The sequence below is a fragment of the Pseudomonas sp. 7SR1 genome (assembly GCF_900156465.1).
Classification (GTDB): domain Bacteria; phylum Pseudomonadota; class Gammaproteobacteria; order Pseudomonadales; family Pseudomonadaceae; genus Aquipseudomonas.
The window spans coordinates 4,862,959-4,880,822 of the sequence record NZ_LT707064.1 but is presented as its reverse complement, the minus strand read 5'-3'; the positions used below and the strand labels follow the sequence as shown (position 1 = coordinate 4,880,822).

Genomic DNA, 17,864 nt, shown 5'->3' with positions numbered 1-17,864 from the left:
AGCGGCTGTAACCGCCTAACCCCTATAACCAACGCTGGCAGCTTGATGGCAATGCCTTGCGACCCCTTAGAGCGAACCCGAAAGGATGAGTAGGATGCTGCGCTGCAAACCCCAGACGAACCTGAAGGCTCCACGTCGCGATGGCGAATTGTCGATGTTGCGACTCAAGCCGCTGGCCCAGGCCATTGCGCTGCTGATGGTGGCCGGCAATGCCCAGGCGGCGACGGCGTTCAGTTCGGCCTGGTTTGCCGCCAAGGGCGCCTCCCAGGCCGGTGGCGCGGGGCGGCCCGCTACGGCGCAGCCAGGCATGCCGCCGCCTTTGGCGCAACAGCAACGGGCCAATGCGCAGTTGCAGCGTTCGTTGACCAACCTCAACAACACCGTGGCCGCCATCGCGGCCCAGCAGGCGGCGCAAGCGGCGGGGCGGCAAGCGGCGTTCGGGCAGGTGCAGACTGTGCCGGATGGATTGGGCGAGGGCGGCCTCAAGGTCGATAACAGCCTGACCCAGGGCTGGCTCAACGCCAAGGGGCCCAAGCAGACCCAGGCCGGCGGCAAGACCACGGTGACGATCGAGCAGACCGCCGACAAGGCGATTCTCAACTGGGAAACCTTCAACGTCGGGCGCAACACCACGGTGGATTTCCAGCAGCATGCGGACTGGGCCGTGCTCAACCGGGTCAACGACCCTCAAGCGCGACCCAGCCAGATCCAGGGCCAGATCAAGGGCGACGGCACGGTGATGCTGGTCAACCGCAACGGCATCATTTTCAGCGGCAGCAGCCAGGTCAACGTGCGCAACCTGGCGGCCGTGGCGGCCAATATCAGCGATGAGCAATTCAGCAAGCGTGGGTTGTACGTCGATGCCACCGGCAGCCAACCGACCTTCACCGACGCGGCGGGCAAGGTCGAAGTGCAGCAGGGCGCGCTGATCGAAACCCACCGCGCCGCTACCTCCACGGCCGGTGGTGGTTATGCCTTGTTGCTGGGCTCCGAGGTGGAAAACGCCGGTTCCATCATCACCGCCAAGGGCCAGACCACCCTGGCGGCGGGCGACAGTTTTTATATCCGCCGGGGCCAGGGCACCAGCGGCAACCTGCGTTCCACTACCCGTGGCAACGAGGTGGCGACGTCCCTCAAGCCCGGCAGCAGCGCCGGCACGGTGATCAACAGCGGACTGATCCAGGCCAGTACTGGCGATATCACCCTCACCGGACACCGGGTTGAGCAGAACGGCGTGGCCATCGCGACGAGTTCGATGGACACCCGCGGCACCGTGCACTTGCTCAACGCCTTCAACGACAGCACCGGCAGCGTGACGCTGGGGCAGGGCAGCGCCACGGCGGTGCTGCTCGATGCTGCGGGCGGCAGCGCCCTGGACAGCCAGCGCAATGCCGGACCGGCAGGCCTCGATGGCACGCCGAACAACCTGATCACCGGTCAATTCAACAACCTCAGCAGCGTAGTGGACCGCAGCGACCAGTCCCGGGTCGAGATCGTCAGTGGCGCCAGTGTCGACTTCCAGAACGGCTCCATCACCCTGGCCACCGGCGGCCAGGTGGCCGTCAGCGCCGCCGGGCGCAGCCTGGTGCGCGATGGTGCGGTGATCGACGTGTCCGGTGCCATCGGCGTCAAGGTGGCGATGGAGTCCAATTCCATCAAGGTCAATGTACAGGGCAACGAGCAGCGCGACGCACCGGTGAACCGCGACGGCGGCAAGTTGACCAACAACGATGTCTGGGTCGACGTGCGTGACCTGGTCTACGTGCCGGCGGGCACCAACGGTTACGCCACTGACCGCTGGTACACAGCGGGTGGTCTGTTGGAAGTCGGCGGCTACCTGGGCACCCGAGGGCACAGTGTCGGCGAATGGGCGGCCCAGGGCGGTACCCTGACGTTTACCGGCAACGATGTCGTGACCCAGCAGGCGGCCCAGTTGAACCTGTCCGGCGGTACCCTGGACGTACAGAGCGGCTACCTGCGCCAGTCCTGGCTCAAGGGCGCTGACGGGCGTTTGTATGAGTTGTCCAGGGCGCCGGGTGACATCCTCTACACCGGCATCTACAAGGGCTACGAAGACCACAGTCAACGCTGGGGCCAGACCGATTACTACTACAACCCGCTGATCGCCCCCCGCGAGCGCTTCGAGGCCGGTTACACCGTCGGCCGCGACGCCGGCAAGCTGGTGGTGTCGACCCGCAACGCGGTGCTGGAAGGCCAGATCGTCGGCGAGGTCTACCAGGGCGAGCGCCAGACCCAGGCGCCGAACCTCAACCTCGACGGCTACCAGCAATCGCAAAACGCCGTGGCCCGTCGGGCCCAGTTGTGGGTGGGCAGCTACATGCCGATCTATGACAAGGCCAGTGGCGTGATCAACAGTGGCTTGAACCCCACCTTCGATCAGGTCACCGTCGGCAAGGTGACCGACAAGATTGCCGCAGGCTTGGACCTGACCTCGGCGGTCGGCAGCGACCGGCAAGGCAAGTTGATGCTGGATAACGCACTGCTCAATGGCTTCCAGCTCGGCGCAGTCAAGGTAGCGGCGGCTGAAGGCATCAAGATCGACGGCGCACTCAAGGTAGCCGACGGCGGGGATATCACGCTTTATGCGCCGCAGGTGGAAGTGAACGCCGACCTGACGGCCCGCAGTGGTCGCATTGTATTGGGTAACATCCTCAAGCAGGTCAGGACCGACAACTTCCAGATGGGAAACGTCACGCTTTCACCCGTTACAGGACAGCGGGCGACGGTCACATTGGGCGAAGGCGTCAAGCTGGACACCGCCGGACGCTGGAGCAATCTGCTGCTCGACGGCCACGACCGCCAAGGCCTGCCGTTCATTAACGGCGGCAGCGTGTCCGTGCGTAGCAGTGGTGATATCGATGTGCGCCGGGGCAGCCTGATCGACGTCAGTTCCGGCGCTGCGATCATGGCCGATGGCAAGACCCGGGGCGGCAAGGGCGGTGACTTGACCCTGATGGCGGCTACGGGGGCGTCGTCCGGCAACGGCGATCTGAACCTGGACGGTGAGTTGCGTGGCACCGGGGTGAGCGGTGGCGGGACCTTGAAACTGGCGGCCAACAAGGTGCTGATCGGCAACAGCGGTTCGTCCCTTGAACCCGGCACTTTGCAACTGGACGGCGATTTCTTCGATAAGGGCTTTTCAGCCTATGACATCACCGGCAACCAGGGCCTGACCGTGGCAGACGGGACCCGGGTCGATGTGACGATGCCAGTGTACCGTTTTGACGAGCAGGCGTTGAGCACCGGCAGCGGTGCAGACCCGGCCGGTGCCTTGCAGCGCTGGACGCCTGAGTTGTACCAGGAAGACGCGATCAAGGGGGTGCTGACCCAGCGTCGCGGCGCGAGCCTGAGCCTCAATGCCGGTACCGCGAATGCCAGTGCCGCCGACATGGCCGATACCGTATTGAACCTTGGCACAGGCAGCGTGATCAGCGTCGATCCCGGCCAGGGCATCGATGTGCGAAGCATCGGGCAATTGACCGCCAATGGCACGCTCAATGCCTGGGGTGGGCGGGTCAGCCTTACCGGGTTGGGCGTCAATGAAACGGTCAGCGACCCGGTCAATGCCCAGGGGCATGGCCGTTCCATCTGGCTTGGCGAGCAGGCGCTCATCGACGTCTCCAGTCGGGCCGTGACCGCCCGCGATATGCGTGGCCAGACCTACGGCCTGGTACGCGATGGCGGGCAGATTGTCATCGGTGGCCAGATCGATGTCGCGAAAGGATCGGCCTCGGCGTCCGAATTGTTCGTGGTGGTGCGCGAGGGCGCGCGCCTGCAGGCGGATGGCAGCCAGGCCGTGCTGGATATTCCCGGCCAGGGCCGCACGACGGTGGCGAGCAATGGCGGCAGTATTTCCCTGGCATCGGCCAACGGGTTGTACCTGGATGGCGCCTTCAGCGCCCGTTCGGGTGGGGCGGGGGCGGCGGGTGGCAAACTGTCGGTGGCGCTGGAAACGCCCTACTACGTGAAGAATGCCGTCAATGATCGAGTGCTGAAGGTGCGTGAGTTGGTGCTGGGGCAGTCCGCTCAGGCAAGTTTGCCGGGTGGCAGTGCCCAGACCGTGGCGGATTCATTGGTCTATGGTCATGGGCGGTTGGGTGTGGACCAGGTCCGGTCGGGCGGTTTCGACAGCCTGGCCCTGCTGAGCAATGGGCTGTTGAGTGTCGACGGTGACGTTTCGCTGTCTCTGGGGCAGAGCCTGAGTCTGTATGCCCGCAGCTTCGGGTTGGGTGCAACTGCACCAACCCATAGCCAAGTCCGGCTCAACGCCTCGCACGTGCTGCTATCGGGTCTGGCGGGACGTCAACCGAACAAGGACAACTACAGCCGACCGGTGATCGAGGGCGGTGTATCGCTGTTGGCGAACAAATCGGTCTTTGCAGTCAATGCCGACCTGCTGGATGTGCAGGGCAACGTGATGTTCAGCAGCAAAGGCACTGTGCTGCAGGCCGATGGCAGCTCCGTCGAGATGGAGCGCGGCGGTTTTGACCGGGTGCAGTTGAACAGTCGGGGCGATATGCGGTTGCTGGCCGGGTTCTCCGGCGACGATTTGCCTCAGGGCTTCACCACTCAGTTATTGACCCCCTCGGACATGATCCTGCGGGCCGCGCAACTGTATCCGGCGACCGGGGTTGGCGCACGGGTGTTGGCGGGATATGGCTGGGGCGCTGAGTCCGGAAGTGGCACCAAACTCTATGATCCGGCGCGCAGCCTGGTCATCGGCCGTACGACCCGGATCGCACCCCAAGTGCCTTATTCGGTATTTGGCCGCTTGCAATTGGGCAGTGCGAAGATCGAACAAGGTGGTGTCGTCCGGGCACCTCTGGGGTTGCTGGAAATCGGCACGAACAGCTCGGAAGGGGTATCCGATCGGGTGGAGTTGTTGCCAGGCAGCCTGACGTCGGTCAGTGGCAAGGGATTGGTGCTGCCGTATGGTGGCACCGTCGATGGTCAAAATTACCAGTACGCCGGCAAGAAAGTCGTGTTGCTGGGGCAAGGAGGGGTTCCTTCCGCCAACGGTGATCTCGAAATCGGCGTGATTCTCGGTGGCAGGTCGGTGGCGGCCGAGGCGGGCTCGGAACTGGATCTTTCGGGTGGAGGTGATTTGCTTGGCGCCGGTTTCATTTCCGGCCGCGGTGGCTCGACCGATGCGCGTTTCAATCCGCTGGTGCAAATGGGTGCCAACGGCGGATTCACCTTGCCTGGCCTGTCCAGCAACCCGGTCTACGCCATCGTGCCAGGCAACCAGAGCCAGTACGCGCCGGTCGCTCCGGAGGGCGGCGCCGTGGATCCGAGGGTAGGGCAGCAGATCACCATCGGCGCCGGCGTTCCTGGGTTGCCGGCGGGTACGTATACCCTGATGCCGTCCACCTATGCCTTGCTGCCGGGGGCGTTCCGGGTCGAGGTCAATGGCTTGGCGGGGCAAGGCGTCACAATGGGCGCGCAGCAGATGCGCAACGGCTCCTGGACTACCGCTGGTGTGTTATCGGTGGCCAATACCGGGCAGCGTGACAGTCTGTCCAGCCAGCTCATCCTGACGTCGGGCGATGTGCTGCGTCGCTACTCGCAATACAACGAAACCAGCTACGCCCAGTTTGCCGTGGCCGACGCCACGCGCTTGGGCGTCCCCAGGGCCCTGTTGCCGGTCGATGCCAAGACCTTGAAGTTGAACCTGGCGACGGGCGCTGGAGACCAGGCCTTCACCTTCAAGGGCGTCGGCAGGTTCGCGCCTCAGGCCGGGGGATTCGGCGGCACCGTCGCGGTGGTTGCCAGCAACGGTACCGCACTGGAGGTGGTCGCCGAAGGGCGGGGGGCCACGACCGGCTTCGAGGGTGTGACCCTCGAAGCCGAGAGTCTCAATGCGCTGGATGCGTCACGGCAGGTGATTGGCGGCCAGTTTTCAGTACTATATGGCCAAGGTGGCAATTACATCACGCCACAGCGGGTATCGCGCAGCGTGACCTTGCGTGAAGGTGCGACGCTGGCAGCGCCCGAGGTTTTCCTGTTGGCCGACGGCGGCGACCTGTTGGTGGAGCAAGGCGCCGCCATCAACACTATCGGGCAGGGCAAGGCGGCATACGATGCCCGTGATGGCTTTATCTATAACCTCAATGTGAGGAACCAGAATTACAACATGCTGGCGGCCTCCAACGGCTTGCTCAACGTGTTGGCTCCGCAGTCAGGCTCCATGGGCTCGGTCAACATCGGCGGGTGCAGCCTGACACCGTGCAGCGGCGTGACCCGGATTCACTCCGAAGGCAGCATCGTTGCAGCCTCCGGCAGCAGCCTGGAACTGGACGACCAGGTGCGTTACGGCACCCGTCACCTGACCCTGGCCCTGAGTAACATCAATGTCGGCACCGCCCAGGCATTGAGCGATGCGGCGGGACGCAACGTATTGCCTGCCGGCCTGACCCTGAGCCAGACGGTGCTCGATCGCCTGTTGCGTGGCGACACCCAGTATGGCGCTCCGTCCCTGGAAACCCTCGAACTGTCGGCCAGTCAGGCGCTGAATTTCTACGGCACCGTCAGCCTGGATACCTATGACCTGACAACCGGCAAGTCACGCCTGAGCAACCTGATGCTCAGCACCCCGGCCATCTATGGCGCCGGCAGTGTCGACGACGTGGCGACCATCCGCACCGCGAACCTGATCTGGAACGGTGCTGTCGGCGCGCCGGGTTCGGTGATCGCCGGTGGGGCCGGTACCGGTGCCGGTCGCCTGGACATCCAGGCCCAGCGCATCGAATTGGGCTACGGCGACTTTGCCCAGCCCAGCTCGGTCACTACCCTGGATCGCCTGGCGCTGGGATTCGCCAACGTCAACCTCAGCGCCAGCGAGCGTCTGACCGCCAACCACAAGGGCAGCCTGGCGGTGTATCGAAGCCAGGGAAGTTATGACGCCAAAACAGGCTACGCCTATAGCGGCGGCAATTTGAATATCCTCACCCCGTTGCTCACCGGTGAAGCCGGTTCGGTCAACCGCATCACGGCGGGCGGGGCGGTCAACGTGACCGGCACGACCGCCAGGCCGGGCACTGTCTCCGGGCTTGGGGGCGAGTTGTCCATCAAAGGCGCGAGCCTCAATTTGGCCAGTGCCGTGGTGCTGCCTGGCGGCAAGCTTACCCTCAGCGCGACGGATGACCTGACCCTGGCCGATAAGTCGCTGATCGACGTGGCTGGTCGCGCAGTCACTTTCAACGACGTGACACGCTACAGCGCTGGTGGCGAGGTGATCCTGCAAAGCCAGAACGGCAATATCCGCCAGGCTGATGGGGCCAGCATCGATTTCTCGGCTCGCAACAACCAGGCTGGCCGGCTCAGCGCGGTGGCCCTGGACGAGGCCGCCGGGATCGTTGATTTGCAGGGGCGGATTCTGGGTGGCAGCACAGGCGAATATGACGCTGCAGGCATCGCCATGCCGTACCTGGCCGGCGGTGTGGAAATCCAGGCCCAGCGCCTGGGCGGGGGCGGTAGCCTGAGTGAGCAGTTCGCTGCGTTGAACCAACGGTTGAACGAAGGACAGGTATTCGGTTCCCGTGGTTTCCAGCTCAAGCAAGGCGACCTGGTGATCGGCAACGAACTCAGGGCCTCGGCCATCAGCGTGTCGCTGGATAATGGCAGCCTGCTGGTCAACGGCAAGGTCGACGCCAGTGGCGAGCGGGTCGGCAGCATCCGGCTCGCGGCCGGGCGTTCCCTGACCCTGGGCAGCAACGCGTTGCTCGATGCCCACGGCGCCCGTCTGCGGGTGGACAGCTACGGCAAGATCATCGATTCACCGAACCGTGCCATCGTCGACCTGACTTCCCGCGGCGGTGTGCTGACCCTGGCCGAGGGTGCACGTATCGATCTGCGGCATGGCACTGCGGCGCCCGCCGGGCAGCACGACGGCCGTGCCCGTGGCACGCTGGAACTCAATGCGCGACGTGCCGGCTCGGCTCCGACCCAGGGCGACATCGCCATTGACGCCCGCGATGGCCTGGATATCCAGGGCGCTCGTTCGATTGCCGTCAACGGTACCTGGCAGTACAACGACGCAGCCTACGGCAGCGATCCGGCGGCCAGCGGTCGGCCTTATCAGGTCATCGACCAGGCGTACCTGGATGGCAAGCACCAGGACAGTATCGCTTTCATCAACGCGGCCCTGGCCAACGGCGATTTGATGCAACGCAAGCTCGCCGGTCTGAACAACGCTCGATATGCCGATGCGTTCCACCTGCGGCCCGGTGTGGAGATCGTCAGCGCGACGGCCGACGGTGACCTGGTGGTGCGGGGTGACCTGGACCTGTCCGGTTATCGCTACGCCAGTGTGAATCCGCGCGCTCGTAAAACCGCCGTGTACGGCTCCGGTGAGTCGGGTGCACTGACCCTGCGCGCCGGGGGGGACCTGAACATCTATGGCAGCATCACCGACGGTTTCGCCCGGCCGCCCGCCACCAACGATGACAAGGGCTGGGTGCTGTTGCCGGGCATCGATTTCGCCGCGGGCGATATCGTCGTGCCCGGTACCGGTGTGACCTTGGCGGACGACACGGCGTTTCCGGCAGGCTCGGTGCTCAACTTCGACGTGCCACTCAAGGGTGCCACCCTGGCGGCGGGAACACGCCTGCCGGTCGCCGCGACGCTTGATCAACCACTGGAGCTGCCGGCCGGTACGGTGCTGGCCGCGGCGGTGCATGACGCCTCGGGTAACCTGTTGTTCGCAGCCGGCACCTTGTTGGCTTCGGCTCAGACCCTCGAGGCAGGAACAGTCCTGGGGGCTGGCAGCCTGCTGGGCACCAGCGCAACCATAGGCAGCCTGATCTGGCCTAAAGGCGTTGCATTGCCAGGCATTGCGGACGCGAGCAACAGTTTGACCAATGTGCAGCGTCTCAATGGCGCCCTGGCACTGAGCGTGGGCTCGAAAATCCCTTCAGGTACCGACATCAAGCTGCCGGCCGGTGTGGAGTCGGTGCAGTTGCGTCCGGAAGTGGCGGGGAGCAACTGGGCCATCGCCCCGATGCTGGCCGAGGGTTCGCAATCCTGGTCGTTGCGCCTCGTGGCGGGGGCCGATACACAGGCGGCTGACAGTCGGGTCGTGAAGCCCGTGTCGGCCAGAGGCGATCTGCATCTGGCCGACAGTCATTACGGCGTGTTTGGCGTGCCGAATATGGTGTGGACCGAAGCAGGATCGCTGGAGTTTTTTGGTGACACCAGCATGGTGGGGCAACCCGTGGACTTCGCAGGGTTCGGCGATCCGAACCTGTGCATCGACGATCCGTCTCGCTGTGAAGTGGGAGGTCCTCCGGGGTATAAGCCGGGCAGTCAGCGCTGGAGCGTCATTCGCACCGGCACGGCAGACCTTGAGTTGCTGTCGGCAGGTGACTTGAGGATGGATTCTCTTTACGGGGTCTACACCGCCGGCAGCTCGGCCAGCGCAACCTACGCCGGCGATCCGTACAACCAGCCCAAGGCGTTGGGGGCAGGAGGTACGGTGCTCAATGACGAGACAGGCGAAAACGAGCAATTCGTGGACGGCGGCGTCAACAGTGTCTATCGCGCCTGGTACCCTGACTCTGGCGGTAACCTGACCCTGAAGGTCGGTGGTGACATGACCGGCAACGCCATGGATGTTTCCAGCAGCAGTTATGGGCGGCCCAACTCATTCGATACCGGTTACGACACGGTCAACGTTGGTAACTGGCTGTGGCGCCAAGGCAACGGCTCAGTTGCCACGGGTGCCGGGGCACAACCGTCCGCCTGGTGGATCAATTTTGGCAGCTACACCGCTGCGCAGGACCCCAGCATGGCCGATCTGATGGTCGGTTTTACCGGTTTCGGTACGCTTGGCGGCGGCGACCTGAATGTTCAAGTGGCAGGCGATGCCGGGATACTCGATCGACTGACGGGGAGTCTTCTCGAACCGCGCAGCAACAGCCGCAGTCAAGGGCTGGTCCTTGCCGTGGGCAGTACCGGGCGTGTAGGCGCCGATGGCAGGCTGCAACTGACAGGCGGTGGCGATCTCAATCTGCGCGTGGGGGGGGCTTTGAACCCCGAGAGCCTGATCGCCAACGGGCATCTGAACGGTGCGGTGATCAACCTGCGGGGCCACGTGCAGGTCGACAGCGGCGCCATCGGTCGAATCGACCTTCAATACGGCGACGCCGTCTCGGCACAGTCACCTGGAGAAACCCGAGCCTACGACTCCTTCAAATCCACACGAGGCTTTGCCACCGGTGGACTGACCCTCATGCCGGGGGACGCTACCTTTGATCTGGCAACTTCGGGCGACCTTGTCGTGATGGACGTCGCCGATCCGGGCCGGGCGCCGATGATGAGTGGGTCGCCCTTCAAAAACGCTGCGACTGACGGATCAGGCCTGAGCTGGTTCACGTTGTGGACGGCCAATACTGCGGTCGATTTGTGGTCGTCGGGAGGCAACCTGACACCTTTGACATCCAGCATCGCAACCGACCTGGCGGTGGTATATCCGTCCATCCTGAGGGCTGTGGCAGCCAGCGGCAGCCTTTATTACGGGAAGTCCTCAGCGCTCTATGATAATGGCTACAACGGCAACGACCGCCCAGCGCTGCTGCTCGCTCCCGGCATCAACAGTGAGCTGCAGTTCATGGCCGGCGATTCCATCTACGGTGGCGACATGTCGGTCAGTCGTTCCGGTGCTGCCTCCGAGGCCCTGGCCACACCGTTGCGACCGGCTTTTGCCGGGCTCGTCAATGGTAGTGTGGCGCTCAGCAATCTCTCCGCCGATGCCAATCGTGCGCGTCCCAGCGCGAATATCCTGCCGTTGCTTGCGTTCGATACCAGCAGCGCTTCCAGCGAGTGGGCCGGCAACACGGATCCTGCTCGCTTCTATGCACTCACCGGCGATTTGCTGGCCGTCGCGAGCGGACGAACGATGAGGTACACCTCCGAGAACGATAGCCGATTCGGGCAGATTGCCTATGAAGGCATGGGGGCTGTCTGGATGAGGGCCGGACGAGACATTGTAAGCAGTGGTATACCGCTGGGCGGCTCGCTGAACAGCGACTTCTTCCTGGGGAACTACACCAGTACCGGCAATCTGTTGATCCACAACAACCCCACCGACATCTCCATCGTCTCGGCCGGGCGCGACATCCTCTACAGCAACTTCAACGTCGCCGGCCCCGGCCTGCTGGAGATCACCGCCGGGCGCAATATCCTGATGGAAGACAAGGTCAGCATCACCAGCCTCGGCGCCGTGGTACCGGGTGATTCGCGCCCTGGGGCGAGCCTGGTGCTGCAAGCCGGCACGGGTCTCGACGGGGCGGACTACCAGCGCTTCTTCAAGGCGTACCTGGACCCGGCAAACCAGGCCCTGGCCGGCGTGCCCCTGGCGAACCAGGACGGCAAGGTCGCCAAGACCTATGAAGCTGAATTGGTGGATTGGCTGGAGCAGCGCTTCGGCTTCAGCGGCGACAGCGAGCAGGCCCGCGCCTATTTTGCGGCGCTGCCAGCCGAGCAGCAGCGGGTGTTTGCCCGCAATGTGTACTTCGCCGAGCTCAAGGCCGCAGGCCGTGAGTACAACGAAGCCGGCGGTGTGCGCCAAGGCAGCTACCTGCGGGGACGGGAAGCGATCGAATGGCTGTTCCCGACCAAGGACGTGGCGGGCAATCCGATCACCTACAAGGGCGACATCACCCTGTTCGGCGGGGCAGGCGTGCACACCGACTTCGGTGGCAGTATCCAGATGCTCACACCGGGTGGCGGGCAGACATTCGGCATCGAGGGCAACGCACCGCCGTCCACCGCCGGGGTCATCACCCAGGGTGAGGGGGATATCCAGTTGTACGCCCGCAACAGCATCCTGCTGGGCCAGAGCCGGATCATGACGACCTTCGGCGGCTCGATCCTCGGTTGGTCGGCCCAGGGCGACATCAACGCCGGCCGGGGTTCGAAAACCACCGTGGTCTATACGCCGCCCAAGCGCTTGTACGACACCTGGGGCAATGTGTCCTTGTCGCCGTCAGTGCCGAGCACGGGTGCCGGTATCGCCACCCTCAACCCGATTCCCGAGGTGGCGCCGGGGGATATCGACCTGATCGCGCCGCTGGGCACCATCGATGCGGGCGAGGCCGGAATCCGGGTATCGGGCAACGTCAACATCGCGGCGCTGACCGTAGTGAACGCGGCCAACATCCAGACCCAGGGCAAGTCCACCGGGGTGCCGCTGGCGGCCTCGGTGAACACCGGGGCGATCACCTCGGCCAGCTCGGCGGCGTCCTCGGCCACCCAGGCGGCTGAAGATGTGGCCCGCCAGCAACAGAATGCGGCGCGGCAGAACCAGGCATCGGTGTTCACCGTGCAGGTGGTGAGCTTCGGTAACGAACAACTGGCGCCGTCCCGGGACGGCGCCAGCCGCGAAACCCCAAGGGCCTACGACCCGGCCAGCCCGGTGCAGGTACTGGGCGCCGGCCCCCTGGACGAGCAGTCAAGGCAGCGTCTGACCGAGGAAGAGCGGGGGCGGTTGAGTTTGTAGGGGGCTGAGCTTGCAGTGAGGTGGGCTGTGCTGGCGTCATTGCGGGCAAGCTCGCTCCCACAGGGAACCGGGGGGGCTTTTGCATGCACCACAGTGCCCATTGTGGGAGCGAGCTGGCTCGCGATAGCGGTGGGAGGGTTACAGCCAGCGCGGTGTGGTGAAGAACGAGGCCATTTCCGAGCGAGCCAGGGCGGAGCCGAAATAGGGGCCTTGGACGTGGTCGCAGGCCACACTGCATAGTTGCCTGAATTGCCGGGCATTTTCGATGCCTTCGGCAGTGACCATCAGGCCGACGCTGCGACTGAGGCGGATCATCGCCAGGACTCCGGCCTCGTCGTGCTCCAGGCCCAGCTGGGCGAGGATGTTGCGATCGAAACGGATGCCATCGAACGGCTGGTTCAGCACTTCGCGCAGGGAGGCGATGTTGGTGCCGAACTTGTCGATGTTGATCAGCACACCGACATCCTTGAGGGCATGCAAGGTCGTGGCGACAGTCTTGTGGTCCACCAGCAGGATGCCTTCGGCCACTTCCAGGGTCAGGCGATGGGGTGCCAGGCCGCTTGCATCCAGGGCCGTTTGCACCTGGTTGAGCAGGAAACCGCTGCTGAACCATTTGGGCGAAACCGCCAGCGACACGTTGACCGGCGTCGGCCAGCTTGCCGCTTCCTCACAGAGATTGGTCAGCATCCACGTCCCCAGCTCTTCCAACTGGCCTGACGTTTCGGCGACGGGTATGAAGTCGCTGCCGCTCAGTTCACCTTTTTCGGGATGGTGCCAGAACATCTGGGCTTCGAACCCATGCAACTGCTCGGCATTCACATCGAAGCGGGGCAGGTAGCGCAACTCCAGCTGGCCGTGGTGCATGGCATCGCGCAATTGCTGCTCATAGCGGCGGCGGTCCCGGGCCACGTTGCCCATCGCTTCCACGTACACGCGCCAGGTGTTGCGGCCGGCAGCCTTGGCCGCATACAGGGCGATGTCGGCCTGTCGCAGCAGCTCGTCGGCGCGGGTTTCACCGGGTTGTGCCCAGGCAACGCCGATGCTCACCCCCAGGTACAGGGTATTGCCGTCCAGGTGCATGGGGCGCTGCATGCAGTCGATCAGGCGCGCGCACAGTTGCTCCAGGTCCTGCGAATCGCCCGGCTCAGGCATGACGATGACAAATTCATCGCCCCCCAGGCGAGCCACCAGGTCGGTGCCGCGCACGTTTTGCACAAGCAGATGCGCCACTTCCCTGAGCACCTTGTCGCCCACGGCATGCCCCAGGGAGTCGTTGACCGGCTTGAATCGGTCCATGTCCAGGTTCAACACGGCCAGCGGGACGCCGCTGGCCGGATCCAGGTGTTCGTTGAGGCAGTCGAACAACCGGTTGCGGTTGGCGAGCCCGGTCAGCGGGTCGTGCAGCGACAGATGCTTGATCTGGGCCAGTGCCCGCAGCTCATCGGTGATATCGGTGGCGGTGCCGCGAAATCCCAGGGCGCCGGCTTCGATGGCCCGCACCGAGAGCTTGCAGGTACGCATGCGCTGGTTGCGCGCGGTGTACTCGCACAGCAGCGGGGAGGACGAACCACTGCTGGCGCCGCCCAGTAACCATTGGGCGATGGAAATGCTGCCGCCGTGTGGATGCAGCAGCCTGTGCAAGGGTTTACCCAGCCATTCGCCGGGACTGAAACCGGTCACCTGTTCGAAGCGTTCCGAGAGGTAGGTCAATGTCCCTTTGGCGTCTACCTCCCATAGCCAGTCGGACGACACTTCGGCAATGTCCCGGAAGCGTTCTTCGCTGCGCTCCAGGGCCTTGCGGTGGGCCAGCAGGCTGTCGTACTGGCGCTGCTGGGCACGGAGCATCATCAGCGCATGCCGCAACACGGCGAGCGCCAGGATCCCCAGGATCAGCAACGCCACGATCAGCAGCGGCAGCAAGACCTTGCGCAGGTCGTGTCCGGGAGTGGCCGGTCGCCAGGCGAGGGCTTCCTGGCCTTGGCCGTCAAGGGCCTGGTCATCAAGGGCTAGCTGGGCGGTGCCCTGCGGCCCCTGGGTTGCGGTGATGAATGCATCGGGCAAGGCAAAATCCCGGGCCAGGGCCTGTAGGGAAGCAGCGTCCAGGACTTTCACGAATAACAGCAGGCTGGGCGGCCCTGGTATTTCGGGCACGCTGTTGTCGGTGCCGATGGTGATGGCCGAGGCGGCGACGAATGCCGGCGCATTGTTGTGATGCAACAACTTGACCACGACCTCATCGTGGTTTTCCGGGGCCCTGGCAAGTTTCGCGAGCCCTCGCAGGTCACCGGCCAGCCAGGTATCGGCATCGACCTCGTCCATTTTCCCGTCGATCACCGAATACACGGTTTTCCCGCTCGCGGACACGACGAATACCGCCTGGTAGCCGTAAAGCGAATAAACGCTGCTACCAACGTTCTCCTGGTCGTAGGCCCACTCCTTATCCACCGTCACATGCAGGTGCCGGTAGGCGTCGCTCCACTTGGAGTAGTCACTCAAGTCACGTGCAATTGCGGTGCGGATCCCCTCGATGGCCCGCTGGGCGAAGAAAAGGCTCTGTTCCCGGGCGCGCTCATCCTGGTTCTGAGTGATGTTGAGCAGCACGCCGATCGCCAGGGCGGACATGACAAACAGCAGGAGCATGATGGCCGGGAAGGTGCGTCGGGTGAAGCTACGGGTCGGCAGCCCCGGGGACAGGTCGGTGGAATGGTCACCAGCATCTTCAGTCATAAACAAGCCATCGGCAAAACGCGAAATATCCCGCACGACTTTGTATCGGCTGTCGGACAATTAACTTAATTGCCCGACAGCCGATGTACAGCTGCGGATTGCGCGCTGCGCGAGCGCTTGGCGCTATTGCTTGTCCTTGCGGTGCCCCGGCAGGAGCCCGCTCAGCACCTGCTTGGCCGTCTGCGCCAGGATGCCTGCCTCGTTCGGATCGCCCTGGAGCAGGGTGCTGGCGAATTTCTTCGCCTGTTCCAGCTTGATATGGGGAGGCAGCGGCGGGACGTCGGGGTCGGTGCGAAATTCGATCAGTACCGGGCGATCCGCCGCCAGTGCGGCTTCCCAGGCGCCGGCCACATCATCCTCATGCAGTACCAGGATGCCTTTGAGGCCAATGGATTCGGCGAACAGGTGGTAGGGCACGTCGGGAATGTCCTGGGAGGCTTCGAACTTGGGGTCGCCCTCCATGACCCGCTGTTCCCAGGTCACCTGGTTCAGGTCCCGGTTGTTGAACACCGCACAGACCCAGGCGCCATTGCCCCAGGTCCGCCAGTACTTGGCCACGGTGATCAGTTCCGCCATGTTGTTCATCTGCATCGCGCCGTCTCCCACCAGGGCGATCACCGGTCGGTCCGGATGGCAGAATTTCGCGGCGATGGCATAAGGCACGGCGGCGCCCATGGACGCCAGGCCGCCGGACAACGAGCACATCATGTCGCGACGGATATGGAGGTCCCGGGCATACCAGTTGGCGCAGGAGCCTGAGTCGCAGGTGACAATGGCGCGATCCGGCAGCCGGGGCGACAGTTCGAATGTGACCCGCTGCGGATTGATCGGCTTGGCGCTGACCAGGGCGCGCTTCTCCAGGGTCTGGTCCCAGCGCTGGCGCCAGTGCTCGATTTTCTCGCGCCAGCTGCGGTCGGTCTTCTCTTCGATCAGTGGCAGCAGGGCCCGCAGGGTATCGGCGCTGTCGCCGTGCAGGTTGACTTCCATGGGGTAGCGCAGGCTGAGCATGTCCGCCTGAATGTCGATCTGCACGCCCCGGGCCTGGCCCTCGGGCGGCAGGAACTCGGCGTAGGGAAAGCCGGAGCCGATCATCAGCAATGTGTCGCAACCGGCCATCAGGTTGTCGCTGGGCTCGGTCCCGAGCAGGCCGATGGAGCCGGTGACCCAGGGCAGGTCGTCCGGCACCGCCGCCTTGCCCAGCAGGGCCTTGGCCACCCCGGCACCGAGTTTCTCGGCGATGGCGATCACTTCATCGGTGGCCTGCAGCGCTCCGGCGCCCACCAGGATGGCGACTTTCTTGCCGGCGTTCAGCACATCGGCGGCCTTGCGCAGGTCTTCTTCGTAGGGCACGACCCTGGGTTTGCGATAGCCGACGCCGGAATGCACGGTGCCATGCTTGTGGGCTGGCGCCGCGTAGGGCATCTCCTGGAGGTCGTTGGGCAGGATCAACGCCGTGACCCGGCGCTCGCCCACGGCCGTGCGCACGGCGCGGTCCACCAGATGGCGGACCTGGGCGGGTGCGCTGGCTTGCTGCACGAACGCCCCGGCGACATCCTTGAACAGGCTGACCAGGTCCAGTTCCTGCTGGTAATGCCCGCCCAGGGCGGCGCGGGCCTGCTGGCCGCAAATGGCGAGCACCGGCATGTGATCCATTCGGGCGTCGTAGAGTCCGGTCACCAGGTGGGACGCGCCAGGCCCCGAGGTGGCGATGCATACCCCCAGCTCGCCGGTGAACTTGGCGTGGGCACAGGCCATGAAGGCTGCCATTTCTTCGTGTCGGGCCTGGATGAAACGGATTTTCCCGTTGGCGCGGTTCAACGCGCCAAAGACGCCGTTGATGCCATCGCCCGGATAGCCGTAGATCCGGCGAACCCCCCATTCGTAAAGACGTTCCACCAGAAAATCACCGACGGTCATGCTCATGTCTGTCCCTCGTTTCAGGCCGCGAGCCGCTTGGAGCGGCGTGCAGCGGTTGGCGTGCTTACAGACTTGACCGACACAGGCCGCGCAAGGTTTAGATTTTTTCCGGGGCGGGTGCCAGGGCCGGGCGTGTATCTCAGTGTGTACCGGGGCAGGGCGGATACATCTGCTTGACGAAGGGGCGGGTCCGGGACACAGGCCGGATACACACCGACGATTAACTACGCCAGCCAGCCGGGACCCATACGCGGTGCCGGTGACTGGCGATCGAATCCCTGGAGGAAATACCCCATGCTCAACTTCTCGCGCAATTCGTCCCTGGCACTCGGCCTGGCCCTGGTCGGTGGCCTTGGCCTGTCCTCGGCGGCTTCTGCTCTGACCATGAACGACCTGGCCCAGGGCTATACCCTGGCAGCGGCCGATACGGTGAAGAAACCTGCCGAAGGCAAGTGCGGCGAAGACAAGTTCGCCAAGACCGATACCAACCACGATGGCAAGGTCTCGCGGGACGAGTTCATCGCCGCCGCACCGGAGCGTGCGGCCGAGTTCGACAAGATCGACGCCAACCACGACGGCGGCATATCCCTGCCGGAAGCCAAGCAATACCTGTCGGCCCAGGCCAAGACCGCCGAAGGCAAATGCGGCGAGGGCAAGTGCGGGGCGGCAATCGAGTCCTGATCCTCCGCCTTTGGGGAGCCCC

The 17,864-nt window shown here is 64.3% G+C and carries 4 protein-coding genes; 2 read left to right on the top strand and 2 right to left on the bottom strand.

Annotation, left to right across the window (positions count from 1 at the left end):
* Positions 1–94: 94 nt before the first annotated feature.
* Positions 95–12,517, top strand: coding sequence for a filamentous hemagglutinin family protein (locus BW992_RS21525; RefSeq protein ID WP_076407075.1), 12,423 nt, complete (start codon positions 95–97; stop codon positions 12,515–12,517).
* A gap of 138 nt (positions 12,518–12,655) precedes the next feature.
* Here BW992_RS21525 and BW992_RS21520 read toward each other — a convergent pair whose 3' ends face one another.
* Together BW992_RS21520 and BW992_RS21515 are read right to left on the bottom strand one after the other, a co-directional pair.
* Positions 12,656–15,244, bottom strand: coding sequence for a bifunctional diguanylate cyclase/phosphodiesterase (locus tag BW992_RS21520; RefSeq protein WP_076407074.1), 2,589 nt, complete (start codon positions 15,242–15,244; stop codon positions 12,656–12,658).
* A 123-nt stretch (positions 15,245–15,367) separates the two neighbouring features.
* On the bottom strand, positions 15,368–17,167 hold the full coding sequence (locus BW992_RS21515) for a thiamine pyrophosphate-requiring protein (RefSeq protein ID WP_072458817.1): 1,800 nt from the start codon (positions 17,165–17,167) through the stop codon (positions 15,368–15,370).
* Between the two features lie 288 nt (positions 17,168–17,455).
* Between BW992_RS21515 and BW992_RS21510 the strand changes: the two genes are divergently transcribed.
* Positions 17,456–17,842 (top strand): EF-hand domain-containing protein, encoded by a 387-nt coding sequence (locus BW992_RS21510; RefSeq protein ID WP_072391282.1) that lies wholly within the window; start codon positions 17,456–17,458, stop codon positions 17,840–17,842.
* Positions 17,843–17,864 lie beyond the last annotated feature (22 nt).